Annotated in this window: 11 protein-coding genes and 1 pseudogene; 4 read left to right on the top strand and 8 right to left on the bottom strand. The window is 65.8% G+C overall.

What is annotated here, in order from left to right; genetic code table 11:
* Positions 1–6: 6 nt before the first annotated feature.
* The 6 genes from IB255_RS13195 to IB255_RS13170 all read right to left on the bottom strand — a co-directional run bounded on the left by IB255_RS13195 (position 7) and on the right by IB255_RS13170 (position 6,968).
* A complete protein-coding gene (locus IB255_RS13195; RefSeq protein WP_081518855.1) occupies positions 7–372 on the bottom strand; it encodes a response regulator in 366 nt (121 codons plus the stop codon).
* 170 nt (positions 373–542) lie between these two features.
* A complete protein-coding gene (locus IB255_RS13190; RefSeq protein WP_225594857.1) occupies positions 543–1,598 on the bottom strand; it encodes a methyl-accepting chemotaxis protein in 1,056 nt (351 codons plus the stop codon).
* Between the two features lie 534 nt (positions 1,599–2,132).
* Positions 2,133–3,491 (bottom strand): 8-oxoguanine deaminase, encoded by a 1,359-nt coding sequence (locus IB255_RS13185; RefSeq protein WP_081518853.1) that lies wholly within the window; start codon positions 3,489–3,491, stop codon positions 2,133–2,135.
* Positions 3,492–3,643: 152 nt separating this feature from the next.
* Positions 3,644–4,327 (bottom strand): SDR family oxidoreductase, encoded by a 684-nt coding sequence (locus tag IB255_RS13180; RefSeq protein WP_192210464.1) that lies wholly within the window; start codon positions 4,325–4,327, stop codon positions 3,644–3,646.
* Between the two features lie 245 nt (positions 4,328–4,572).
* Positions 4,573–5,880 (bottom strand): MFS transporter, encoded by a 1,308-nt coding sequence (locus IB255_RS13175; RefSeq protein WP_081518851.1) that lies wholly within the window; start codon positions 5,878–5,880, stop codon positions 4,573–4,575.
* Between the two features lie 290 nt (positions 5,881–6,170).
* Positions 6,171–6,968, bottom strand: a complete 798-nt coding sequence (locus IB255_RS13170) for an AraC family transcriptional regulator (protein ID WP_151188934.1) — start codon at positions 6,966–6,968, stop codon at positions 6,171–6,173.
* Between the two features lie 571 nt (positions 6,969–7,539).
* Here IB255_RS13170 and IB255_RS13165 point away from each other — a divergent pair.
* From IB255_RS13165 to IB255_RS13150, 4 genes are all read left to right on the top strand, one after another.
* Entirely contained in the window at positions 7,540–8,376 is an 837-nt protein-coding gene (locus tag IB255_RS13165) for an outer membrane protein OmpK (RefSeq protein ID WP_151188935.1), read from the top strand.
* 192 nt (positions 8,377–8,568) lie between these two features.
* A complete protein-coding gene (locus IB255_RS13160; protein WP_192210463.1) occupies positions 8,569–9,057 on the top strand; it encodes a hypothetical protein in 489 nt (162 codons plus the stop codon).
* A gap of 161 nt (positions 9,058–9,218) precedes the next feature.
* On the top strand, positions 9,219–9,887 hold the full coding sequence (locus IB255_RS13155; protein WP_151188937.1) for a TetR/AcrR family transcriptional regulator: 669 nt from the start codon (positions 9,219–9,221) through the stop codon (positions 9,885–9,887).
* Complete coding sequence (locus IB255_RS13150) at positions 9,884–10,474, top strand: IMPACT family protein (RefSeq protein ID WP_081519179.1); 591 nt, start codon at positions 9,884–9,886, stop codon at positions 10,472–10,474. The genes IB255_RS13155 and IB255_RS13150 overlap by 4 nt, the downstream gene beginning before the upstream one ends.
* A gap of 472 nt (positions 10,475–10,946) precedes the next feature.
* Here IB255_RS13150 and IB255_RS31280 read toward each other — a convergent pair whose 3' ends face one another.
* On the bottom strand, positions 10,947–11,675 hold the full coding sequence (locus IB255_RS31280) for a methyl-accepting chemotaxis protein (protein ID WP_405307600.1): 729 nt from the start codon (positions 11,673–11,675) through the stop codon (positions 10,947–10,949).
* A gap of 138 nt (positions 11,676–11,813) precedes the next feature.
* Positions 11,814–12,836 (bottom strand): annotated as a pseudogene (locus IB255_RS31275) (cache domain-containing protein); the annotation flags it as partial.
* Positions 12,837–12,937: the final 101 nt, after the last annotated feature.

Raw genomic sequence — 12,937 nt, 5'->3', positions numbered from 1 at the left:
ATACCCCTAGGGCAGGACCTTGCGGGTGACTTCCAGCAGCTTCGGCGGGTCGAACGGCTTGACCAGCCAGCCGGTGGCGCCGGCGCTCTTGCCCTGCTGCTTCATGGCGTCGCTGGACTCGGTGGTCAGCATCAGGATCGGCGTGCCGCGGTAGCCGGCCATCTCGCGCAGGCTGCGGATCAGCGTCAGGCCGTCCATGTTCGGCATGTTCTGGTCGGTGAAGACCAGGTTGTAGGTCTTGCGCTGGGCCTTGCCCAGGCCGTCCTTGCCGTCCACGGCCTCGTCCACCTCGTAGCCGGCGGACTTGAGCGTGAAGCTCAGCATCTGCCGGATGGAGGCCGAGTCATCGACGATCAGAATCTGCTTTCCCATTGCGTTGCTTCTCCTCGGGTTGCAATGCGTTTGCCTGTCGCCAGGCGCACAGGTGCTCGCGCCATCCCGGCGCGTGGAAATGGTGTGGTGGGCTCAGCCGATCAGAGCGAGATTCGCCAAGTATTCGAAGACGGACTGCAGCATGTCGGGACTCCTGCCTTGCCTTCAGTTCAGAACAGTTCCACCTCGCCAGCGCTAAGGCTGGTCTGGGCGACCGGGTTGCTCAGGGGGCGGGCGAGTTCGGCAGTTTCGCCGCGCAGGCGTTCGCTCCATTCGCCGGGCTGGCGGCCATCCAGCGCGCCCAGGCCGACGGCGAGGGCGCCAAGGCGGGCGCTGTGCTTGCCGATCTGGCCGAGCAGCTGGCTGCTCATGTCCTGGAACTGCAGGGCGGTGACCGCGGCGTTGACGCCGTCGCCCACTTCCAGGGAGATGCGGTCCAGCTCCTGCACCACCTTCACGGTGTGCTGGTTCATCGCGTCGAGGTCGTCGAGCATGTGCTGGATCTTTTGCCGCGAATCCAGGGCGAAAGTCATGTCCTTGTCGGCCAGCTGGCTGATCGCGCCTTCGGCGTCCTTGATCTCGCGGTAGACCACGTCGACGTGCTCACGGATGGCCTGGGAGAAGTGCGTGGAGCGCGTCGACAGCGCGCGCACCTCGTCGGCCACCACGGCGAATCCACGGCCGCTCTCGCCGGCGCGGGCGGCCTCGATGGCGGCATTGAGGGCCAGCAGGTTGGTCTGCTTGGCGATGGCGTCCATGTCCTGGGTGGACTGCAGGATCTCGGCGATCTTGTGGGTCACGCGGTCCATGCGCTCTACCAGTTGCTGCGAAGTGCGGCTGGTCTCCAGAGTGGCTTCGACGAACAGCCCGAGGGTTTCCTGGGTGGCGTGGATGAAACGCTGGAAGTCGATGTCGCCGTCCAGGTGGCCGCGCCCGTCGTAGCGCTCGATCAGCGAGTGGGACAGGCCGCGCTGGGTGTCGATGCGCTCGGCGAGGGCGTGGAAGCTGTCGGTGAGCTGGCGGATGGCCTGGTGCAGGAGGTTATCGATCTGGTGGGTGTGGCCGTTGAGCGAGGCCAGGTGGCCTTCCACGGCGTCCTGCAGCGGGCGCCAGTGCGGCAGCTCATCGGTCTGCAGGGTGGTGGCCTGGGCCTCGATGGCGGCCTTGCTGGCGCCGCCCGGCAGGCTGCACAGCACCAGGCTGGAGAGCCAGCCCACCGGCAGCATCCACCAGAACGGCACGCCGACCGCGCAGAGCACGGCCACGACCGCCCACGGCAGGGTCTGGATGATGAGGCGCCGCGGCCAGTCCTGGCCGACTTCTTGAACCGCCTGGGGGTTCAACTGTGAATCGCGCATTGAAGTGCACTCCATTGCCGGGCGCCGGTAACCGGGCCAAACGGCTGCTGACAACGTCTTGAGCAGGAATTCGGCCCAGCGATTTAAAACTAGAGGGCGGCTCGGTGATGTCAAATTGACGGCATTTTCCTGCCAACCAACAGCGAGCCTTGATTTAGACGGGTTTTTGCTGGAATGACTGTTCGTCATGACTGTCTGGCGGGCGACGGGCGGTAGGGCGCAGGCCTTGTGTGACGCGGGTTGTAGCGATTTTTCGATGGCAAAACGTGCCCGCCGGAATGGCATCCGGAGCCACGCTTTGGTGCGGGGGCGGAAGGGGGCGTAGGAGCGGACTCCGTCCGCGATAGGTCCGCATCGCGCCGGATGCCGATCGCGGACGAAGTCCGCTCCTACGCAGGTTGGTTAGAGCGTACCGAGCAGCTTGCGCGCGGCCTGGGTGTGGTCGGCGATCAGGCGCTTGAGGTCGAGGCCTTCGACTTCGCCGTCGATGACCCGCCAGGTGCCGCCGATCATGATCCGGTCGGCCTTGTCGGCGCCGCACAGCAGCAGGGCGGAGAGGGGGTCATGGCTGCCGGAGAAGCGCAATTCGTCGAGCTTGAACAGCGCCAGGTCCGCCTGCTTGCCCACGGCCAGCTCGCCGATGTCGCTGCGGCCGATCAGCTTGGCCGAACCGCGAGTGGCCCAGCCCAGCGCGCGTTCCGGGGTGATCTGCTCGGCGCCGTAGCGCAGGCGCTGGATGTACAGGGCCTGGCGGGCTTCGAGGATCATGTTGGAGGCGTCGTTGGAGGCCGAGCCGTCCACGCCGATGCCCACCGGCGCGCCAGCGGCTTCCAGCGCCACGGTCGGGCAGATGCCCGAGGCCAGGCGCATGTTCGAGCTGGGGCAATGGCAGACCCCGGTGCCGGCTTCGCCGAGGCGGCGGATTTCCTCGTCGTTGAAGTGGATGCCGTGGGCCAGCCAGGTGCGCGGGCCGAGCCAGCCGACGCTGTCCAGGTAGTCCACGGTGCGTTGGCCGAAGCGCTGCAGGCAGAAGTCTTCCTCGTCGAGGGTTTCGGCGAGGTGGGTGTGCAGGCGCACGTCCTCGCGCTCGGCCAGCTCGGCGCTGGCGCGCATGATTTCCGGGGTGACCGAGAACGGCGAGCAGGGCGCCAGGGCGATCTGCACCTGCGCGCCTTCGCCGCGCTGGTGGTATTCGCGGATCAGGCGCTGGCTGTCTTCGAGGATGTCCTCGGCGCTCTGCACGGTCTGCTGCGGCGGCAGGCCGCCGTCGGCTTCGCCCAGGCTCATCGAGCCACGGGTGAGCATGGCGCGCATGCCCAGTTCCTGGACCACGCCAGCCTGCACGTCGATGGCCTGTTCGAGGCCGTCGGGGAACAGGTAGTGATGGTCGGCGGCGGTGGTGCAGCCCGACAGCAGCAGTTCGGCCAGCGCCACCTTGGTGGCCACGCCGAGCTGCTCGGGGGTCAGGCGCGCCCACACCGGGTAGAGGGTCTTCAGCCAGGGGAACAGCGGCTGGTTCACCACCGGCGCCCAGGCGCGGGTGAGGGTCTGGTAGAAGTGGTGGTGGGTGTTGATCAGGCCGGGCGTCAGCACGTGCTGGCTGGCGTCGAAGGTCTGTTGGCAGGGAGCCGAGGGCTGCTGGCCGGCAGCGACCAGTTCGACGATGCGACCGTCCTGGACGACGATGCCGCCACGGGCGTCGAGGTCATTGGCGGTGAAGATGGCCAGCGGGTTGCGCAGCCAGAGACGCGGGGAAGACATGGGTGAGTTCTCCAAACGGACGGAGCCGTTCGTATCGAGCCGGCTCCATGGGGTCATGGGAAGCCAGCTCAGTGTTCACCCTGTCTGCTGATCCAGGTCCGTTGACCCGAGAGTCAGACGTGGGCGCATGGTAACGCCCACGGGGCTGGCCGTCACCAGTCGATCGTCGTTCCCTGGTAGTCCAGGTAGAACTGCCCGCCTCGTCCGGCGTGGCCTTCGACCTGATCGGCGAGGCCCTTCACGCTGGTCTGCACGTCCAGAGGCGCGGACTCGCCGCCCATGTCGGTGCGCACCCAGCCCGGATGCAGGTTGAGCACGGTGATACCGGTTTCGCCCAGTTCGGCGACGAAGCTGCGGGTCAGCGAGTTGAGCGCCGCCTTGCTTGCGCGGTACAGCGCCATGCCGCCGGATTCGTTGCCGGCGACGCTGCCCAGCTCGGACGTCATGAAGGCCAGTACGCCGTTGTCGGCATTCAGGCGCGGCAGCAGGCGCTCGGCCAGGCGCAGCGGGGCGACGGCGTTGACCATGAACAACTGGCCGACGTCGGCGAGGCTGGCGTCGATGCTCGACTGGTGCGGCGGGCCGTAGATGCCGGCGTTGATGTAGACGAGGTCGAAGCGCGAGCCGGCCAGGGCTTCGGCGAGGCGGTCCTGGGAGTGGATGTCGTCCAGTAGCAGGGCTTCCACCCGCACGGGCAGGTTCGCCAGTTCGCCAGGATGGACGACATCGCGCACGGTGGCGGTGACGTCCCAGCCACGCTCCAGGAGTTCGCGCACCAGGCCCAGGCCGAGGCCGCGCGAGGCGCCGATGATCAGGGCGGATTTCGGGGTGGTCATGGCAGGCTCCAGCAAGTGAAGGGAACGCTGAAGGATAACCCACAGGCGGGCTCTGCTCTTGCAGGACCGAGGGGGGTGCCCAGTTCTTGCTCGCGAACCCGACCGGAATCCGGAGCAGGAGCGTTCGCGAGCAAGCTCGCTCCTACGAAAAGCGAAAAGCAGAAACGACAAGGCCCGGCATGCGCCGGGCCTTGTGGATAAAAAGCCCCGGAGAGTGTGCGCCGGGGCCTGGGCAAAGAGCCCAATCAGTCGGTGGTGATCTTCGAGTGCTTCTGGGTGTCCTTCATGGTCACGTAGACCAGCAGCGAGCAGGCGATGCACGCGGTGACGTACCAGTAGAAGCCGCTCTCCATGCCGATGCTCTTGAACCACAGCGCCACGTACTCGGCGGTGCCGCCGAAGATGGATACGGTCAGCGCGTACGGCAGACCCACGCCCAGGGCGCGGATTTCGGTGGGGAACAGCTCGGCCTTCACCACAGCGTTGATCGAGGTGTAGCCGCTGACGATGACCAGTGCGGCCATGATCAGGAAGAACGCGCCCCACCAGGTGTCGATGGTGTGCAGGGTGCTGAGGATCGGGTAGGTGAAAATGGTGCCCAGTACGCCGAAGGCGATCAGGATCGGGCGACGACCGATCTTGTCCGACAGGGCGCCGACGATGGGCTGCAGCAGCATGAACAGGAACAGGGTGGCCGCCGAGATCATGGTGGAGTCGTTCTTGCTCATCCCCACCGTGTTCACCAGGTACTTCTGCATGTAGGTGGTGTAGGTGTAGAAGGCCAGGGTGCCGCCCATGGTCAGGCCGACCACGGTCAGGACTTCCTTGGGATGGCGCATCAGCGAGCGCATCAGGCTTTCCTTGGGCTCTTCCTTCTTGGTGGTGAAGGACTCGGTCTCTTCCATGCCGCGACGCAGGAACATGGCGACGACCGCGCACAGCGCGCCGATGAAGAACGGCACACGCCAGCCCCAGCTTTCCAGCTGCTCGGTGGTCAGGGTCTGCTGCAGCACGATCAGCACTGCCAGGGCGATGAGCTGGCCGGAGATCAGGGTCACGTACTGGAAGCTGGAGAAGAAGCCGCGCTGCTCCTTGTTGGCCATCTCGCTCAGGTAGGTAGCGGAGGTGCCATATTCGCCGCCGACCGACAGGCCCTGCAGCAGGCGCGCGAGCACCAGCAGGATGGGGGCGCCGACGCCGATGGTTTCATAGCTGGGGGTCAGGGCGATGATCAGCGAGCCGAAGCACATCAGCAGGACCGAGGCCAGCAGCGCCGCCTTGCGGCCCTTGCGGTCGGCGTAGATACCCATCAGCCAGCCGCCGATCGGGCGCATCAGGAAGCCCACGGCGAAGATCGCGGCGGTGTTCAGCAGCTGGGCGGTCATGTCGCCCTGGGGGAAGAACGCCTTGGCGAAGTACAGCGAGAAGGCGGCATAGACGTACCAGTCGTACCACTCGACCAGGTTGCCGACCGAACCACTGAAGATCGACTTGATGCGCTGGGAAGTCGTGCGGGGTGCGGCAGAAGCGGAGACGGCGCTTGCGCTATCCATGGGTATTCCTCTTGTCGTTGTTGTCGTCAGGCGTGCGGACTACTCGAAACGTCACGCCGGCGCGCCGCGAGGGCGGCGCAGTGTCGAGGGCGATAGCAGGCAGCGTGCCAAGGCGCGAAAACCGCGCGGCACAAGGGTTTCAGCTGATTTTAAAGTATGGGGGCAGGCGAAGCGGCGCCTATCAGGGCGGGCACTGAGCGGAAATCCGCCGACGCACAAGCGGTGCCGCGGCGTGGGCTCGGTGCGCAATTCAGCCAATCGCGGACGGAGTCGGTATCCGCCGGCACGGTCTACCGCTGGCGGAACAGATCCCCCGGCGTGAAGCCGAACAACCCCTTGAACGACGCGATATATGCCGAGGTCGAGTCATACCCGCAATCCAGCGCCGCCGCCGTCACGCTATCGCCGGCCTCGAGCGAGCCGAGGGAGGCGAGCAGGCGCTGGCGCTGGCGCCACAGGCGGAAGGTCATCCCGGTTTCGCGCTGGAACAGCCGCGACAGGGTCTTCTCCGAGGTGCCGATGCGCTGCGCCCAGTCGCCCAGGGTGTGGCTGTCGGTGGGGTGGTCGATCAGTGTCTGGCACAACTGCAGCAGCCGGGCCTCCTGTGGCATCGGCAGGGAGAAGGCGACTTCCGGCAGGTCGCGCAGCTGGTCCAGCAGCACTTCCACCAGCCGTGATTCGGCGCTGTCGCCCTGTGGATAATCCACCGGCAGCTCGCAGAAGCTCTTGATCAGCTCGCGCGCCAGCGGCGTCACCTCCAGCACCCGGCAGCGGTCCGGCGCCCATCGGCAGGCGTCGTCGCGGATGTACAGGCTGCGCATTTCCGCCTGGGTCGAGGTCACCACTTCATGGTCGAGGAAGGCCGGAATCCAGATCGCCCGCTGCGGCGGCGCGAAGAAGCTGCCTTCGGCCGTGTGTACACCCAGCACTCCGGTGATGGCGTAGGACAACTGCACCCAGGCGTGATGGTGCCTGCTGGTCCAGGAACCCGCGCGCAAACGCTCGGCGCGCGCATAGACCGGCCGCGGCAGGCGGTCGAGCACCGGGATCAGGCGTTGCAGTTCGGGAGCTTGTCCTTTCATCGGCATAGCTTGGGAAAATATCGCTGGAGAATCGAAGTCTGGCAGGCCGCCCCGTCCACCTCAAGCCGGATCAGAGCCGTTGCCGACGTGAACGGCGGCGTTCGAACCCTGAAGGAAGCATCCCACAGCTCGACCGCCGGGCGGCCCGAGTCACTCTGACAGGTGTGGAGAAGGCCCTTGTCTGGCATTATCCGCGCCCGGAAAAACGCGTGGTGTGTTCCGACGGCTGTTGTGTAGATTTCCTACAAGATAGTTGTATACACAATTTGTGTTGATTCGTTTCAACACAGGTTTGTCATGTATCCAATCTTCTGGTCGGCGATCGCCATTGCAGTGCTTCCTGTTGGGGCCGATGCCCTCCAAACAGGCGAAGTTGTCCTGTGAGTCAGGAAATGGCCCGTCCCGTTCACCTGCGTCTTCCCTGCCAAAGGAGCGGACCTTAAGGGGTTCGTCATAAAAGTGGAACATCTGGTCAGGATTGGCGCCAATCTTGCTTTTCCTCGCCAGGCCTGACCGACCGGACAGGTTCCACCGACAATTAAAAACGCAACACGACTGCACTGATTAGGAGCAACGCATGACTCGCACTCTCGCATCCCTGCTGCTCGCCGGCGGGCTGCTCGCGGCCGGGCAGGCCATGGCTGGCGGTGAAGACCTGACCCCGGCGCCGGCTTCCAATGACGGCCCGCTGATCTGGCACAACGAAAGCCTGACCTACCTGTGGGGCAAGAACTTCAAGGTAGACCCGCCGATCCAGCAGACCTTCACCTTCGAGAGCGCGAGCGCCTGGACCTGGGGCGACATCTGGTTCTTCGTCGACCAGATCAACTACAACGGCAAGGAAAGCGCCACCAACGGCAAGAACACCTACTACGGTGAGTTCAGCCCGCGCCTGTCGTTCGGCAAGATCACCGGCACCGACCTGTCCTTCGGTCCGGTCAAGGACGTGCTGCTGGCAACCACCTACGAGTTCGGCGAAGGCGATGTCGAGTCCTACCTGGTCGGTCCGGGCTTCGACCTGGCGCTGCCGGGCTTCGATTACTTCCAGCTGAACTTCTACTACCGCAAGCCCGACGGCAACCGCGTGCCGTCCGGCGCCTGGCAGATTACACCGGCCTGGGCCATTACCTTCCCGGTGGGCAACTCCGACATCCTGTTCGACGGCTTCATGGACTGGGTCGTGAACAACAAGGACGCCAGCTCCAGCCACCGCAACCAGTCGGACTACCACGCCAACCTGCACTTCAACCCGCAGCTGAAGTACGACTTGGGCAAGTCCCTGGGCTACGAAGCCAAGCACCTGTACGTGGGTATCGAGTACGACTACTGGTCCGACAAGTACGGCATCAAGGATTCGCAGTACTTCACCACCGACCAGAACACCGTCAGCGCGCTGGTCAAGTACCACTTCTGATGTTCCCCTCCGACCCCGCCGCCTGGCGGGGTCGGTCTTTTCGAATGTCTTGCGGCATTTTCATTCGCCAGCTGCAAAATCCTGGATTCTTTCGGAAACTGCCTACATCCCATCCGGGTCCCGGCCCATTGGTCGAGCGCTCGCCAACCTCTAGCTTTGCATCTCTTTTGCTTCACCTAGGAGATGTGAGCCATGAAGAAACTGTTGATCGCGGCCATCGCCGCGAGTCTGGGCACCCCCGTACTGGCGGCGCCCCTCGGGCACCCCAACATTCCGCCGACCGAAGTCCACGACAAATCCCACGCAGGTGGCTTCTACCAGGATGTCATCACCCGTTCCCAGCCGGCACCCGTGAAAGATGAGCCGAAAGAGGAACAGAAGGCCGTGGTCGCCACCAACGACTGCGCGCCGCTGTGGGGCGGTGCTACGAAGGACCAGAAGGACCAGGCGCAAGCCGCGAACGGAGCCGGGCAGGATGACAAGGACCGCGCTGGCGCAATCGTTCCGCTGCCGCCGACCTGCTCCGGCATGGGCCTGGCCACGCCGCTGTACGGCCAGCTGACCGTCGGTGAAGCCGTTGGCATCGGCGCCGCGGTCGTTGCGATTGGCGCCGCCATCGGCAACCACGGTGGCGGTGGCGGCCACCACAGCACTTCCGGCACCACCGGCACCACCAAGTGACGCCATGCCCCCGGCCCACCCACGGGGGCTGCCGTGACGGGGGCGGGAGCCGGGTCGCCTGGCGACTCCGGTTCCTGCCCTTTTTCACAGCTCGTGCTTGAATCCCGCCACCCGCCTGGGTTATCCATGCAGCGCCCCCGCTCAATGCACGGACATCCCGCATGACCCTCCAGGTACCCGCCCACACTGCGCCCAACGGCGAAAAGCCCGCCGGCCGCATTCGCCAGAAGAACGAGGAAGCCATCCTCGCCGCCGCCGAGGAGGAGTTCGCCCGCCACGGCTTCAAGGGCACCAGCATGAACACCATCGCCCAGCGCGTCGGCCTGCCCAAGGCCAACCTGCACTACTACTTCAGCAACAAGCTGGGGCTGTACGTGGCGGTGCTGAGCAACATCCTCGAACTGTGGGACAGCACCTTCAACCACCTCACCGTGGACGATGACCCGGCCGTCGCGCTGGCCACCTACATCCGCGCCAAGATGGAATTCTCCCGCCGTTACCCGCAGGCCTCGCGGGTATTCGCCATGGAGATCATCAGCGGCGGCGAATGCCTCTCCGAGCACTTCAGCCAGGACTACCGCACCTGGTTTGCCGGCCGTGCCGCGGTGTTCCAGGCCTGGATCGACGCCGGCAGGATGGACGCCGTGGACCCGGTGAACCTGATCTTCCTGATCTGGAGCAGCACCCAGCACTACGCCGACTTCGCCACCCAGATCGGCTTCGTCACCGGCCGCAAGCGCTTGTCCAGGCAGGACTTCAGCGATGCCAGCGACAACCTCATCCGCATCATCCTCAAGGGTTGCGGGCTGACGCCGCCGGCCTCGGCATGAGTTTCACCCTCGCCGGCCCCGCGGTTTACCAGGAAGACATCCGCAAGAGCCGCTTCCACTGTGTCGCCGCTCCCATCGCCAGCGAGGCAGAGGCCCAGGCCTTCCTTGCCGCCCATCGCGACCCCAGCGCCGGGCACAACTGCTGGGCCTGGAAGCTGGGCAACCAGTACCGCTTCAGCGACGACGGCGAGCCCGGCGGCACCGCTGGCCGGCCCATGTTGGTCGCCATCGAGGGGCAGGACATGGACCGCGTGGTGGTCGTGGTCAGTCGCTGGTTCGGTGGCATCAAGCTCGGCACCGGCGGCCTGGCTCGCGCCTATGGCGGCTGCGCGGCGAAGTGCCTGCAGGACGCCGAACGCATCGAACTGGTGCCCAGCCGCCGCCTGGCATTCGACTGCAGCTTCGCCGAGCACGCGCTGTTCAAGGCGCGAGTGCTGGCGCTCGGCGCCAGCGTCGAAGACGAAGGCTTTGGCGCCGAAGGCGTGCGCATCACGCTGAGCCTGCCGACTACCCAGGTCGAGCCGCTGCAGAAGCTGCTGGGCGACCTCAGCCGTGGGCGCGTCCTGGCGCAGTTGCTGGACACCTGATTCTTCTCCCCAAACACCGTGGAACCGCCTGTGGATAACCTGTGGCAGGACCTCTCCTGCCCACGTACTCCGCAGCCTTCAGCGTTTCGCTTGTTTTTTGATCAATTGCTGTCGGGCCTGTTGAGCAAAATATGAACAAGCTGTGGAAAAGGTGTGGGTGAAATTCCCCCTGAACGTCGTCAGACGCCACTTCTGACCACTCGGTGAATTATTCACTGGATTGATGCAGGGCTTGCAGGGCCTGGGCTCGGGCTTTCTGACGGATTCGCGGGCGGCGTCCGGAGGGTTGGGGGCAAGTCTCTGGACAATCTGTGGGCAACTTGTGGGCAAGGTGTCTCGCCGGCGAGACACCTCGTGCGCTGATCGGTCGTCATCACCCGCCAGCCATAGCGAAAAGCCCGCCGCTTCGCTTGGAAAATCTGTGGGTAACTCTGGGGAAAAGGCGCCGGCACGAGGCCGGCGCCAGAGCCGTTCAAAGGCGGAACTGCGCCATCTGCCGTGCCAGGTCATCGGCCAGGTTGCGCAGCTCGCGGCACTGTTCTCGGCCGTGCTGCACTTCGCGGGTAGTGGCGTGGGCGAGGTCGGCGATGCCCTGCACGTTGCGGTTGATCTCCTCGGTCACCGCCGACTGCTCTTCGGTGGCTGTGGCGACCTGGTGGTTGATGTCGCTGATGCGCTCCACCTGGTCGGCGATGGCGCCCAGCGAGGCGCCGGCCTGTTCGCTGGCGGCCAGGCTCTGCCCGGTGGTCTGCTGGCTGGACTGCATCGAGCGGACCGCGGCCTCCGCGCCGCCCTTCAGGCGCTGGATGATCGTGAGGATCTCGTCGGTCGAGCCCTGGGTGCGGCTGGCCAGTGTGCGTACCTCATCGGCCACCACGGCGAAGCCACGGCCCAGTTCGCCGGCGCGCGCGGCCTCGATGGCGGCATTGAGGGCGAGCAGGTTGGTCTGCTCGGACACGCCACGGATCACCGCCAGCACCTGGTCGATGCTTGCCACCTGGCCGGCCAGTTCGCCCACGGCACCGGCCGCTTCGCCGATCTCCCCGGACATGCGCTGGCCGACCTGCAGCGAGCCGCCGACCACGCGCCGTGCTTCGCCGGCTTCCTCGCGCGCCTGCTGCGAGGCGCTGGCGGCCTGCTCGGCGTTACGGGCGATTTCCTGCACGGTGCTGCCCATTTCGTTCACCGCCGTGGCGACCATGTCGGTCATTTCCTGCTGGCGACCGGCGCGGTCGGCGGTGTTGTCCACCACCTGCGCCACTTCGCCGACGGTGCGCAGCAGTTGCTGGCTGGTGCCGAGCACGGCGCCAATCAGCGCGCGCTGGCCCTCGAGGAAGCGATTGAAGCCGCGGGCCAGGTCGCCCAGTTCATCGGCACGGCTGTCGTCCAGGCGGCGGGTGAGATCACCACCGCCACCGCCGATCTCCAGCAACGCGCGGGTGACCTGGCGGATCGGCCGGGCCAGGCTGCGCGCCATCAGCACCACCAGCGCCAGGCAGAGCAGGGCGACCACGGCGCCGGCGAGGCCGGAGAAGGCCAGCGCCTCGCGGGCGTCGGCGTAGATTTCCGCTTCCGGCACTTCGCTCACCAGGGTCCAGCCCAGGTCATGCAGCGGCAGGCTGGCGGCCAGGTAGTCCTCGCCGTCGCGCTCGAAGCGGGCGCTGTGGAAGCCCTGCTGGCCGAGCAGCGCGCTTGCGGCGCTGGCACCGATCAGGTCGCCGAGATTGCGCCCCTTGGGCAGCGAGGCATCGGGATGGATCTGCACCTGGCCGTCGTTCTTCACCAGGTACACGCGTCCTGACCGGCCGAAGCGGAAATCGCGGATCAGCGTCGACAGCTCGCGCATCTCCAGGCCCAGCCCGGCGATGCCCAGCAGCTTGCCGTCGCGCTCCACGCGCTGGTCGATGAACAGCGCCAGTTCGCCGGTGCTGCCATCGGTGTCGATGTTCCACATGCGCGGCTTGCCGCTGTCGATGAAACGGAAGTACCAGCTGTCCTTCGGCTCGCTGCGGCTGAGCGTGCGCTCCTTGCCCTTGTCGCTGTAATAGGCGCCGCTGGCGTTGGAGGTGATCAGCGCAGAGAAGGCCTTCTGGGAGGCGCGGATGCCACCCAGGTAGCGGGTGAAGTCGGCCAGTTTCTCCGGGCTTTCGCCGGCGGCCAGCCAGTCCTGCACCAGGGTGTTGTCGGCGATGCCGGCCGCTGCGGTGATGGGGCCGGTGAGGCGTTTCTCGAAGTCGTTGGCAATCGCCTGGATGCTCGCCGGCAATGCCTGTTCGAGCAGGTAGCGCTCGCTCAGGCGGTTGACCAGCACGGCATACAGGCCGAGGACGATGAGCAGGCTGATGAGCAGGGCGGCGCCCATGCTGAGGATGAGCTGGGTCTGGATACTTCGCAGGCGCATGTTCTTGTTTTCCTCCGAACGCACAACGAAACGCCCGCCAGTGGCGGGCGAAGAGACGGGGT

The sequence above is a fragment of the Pseudomonas sp. PDM22 genome (assembly GCF_014851965.1).
GTDB lineage: Bacteria > Pseudomonadota > Gammaproteobacteria > Pseudomonadales > Pseudomonadaceae > Pseudomonas.
This window is presented reverse-complemented; position numbering and strand designations above follow the sequence as displayed.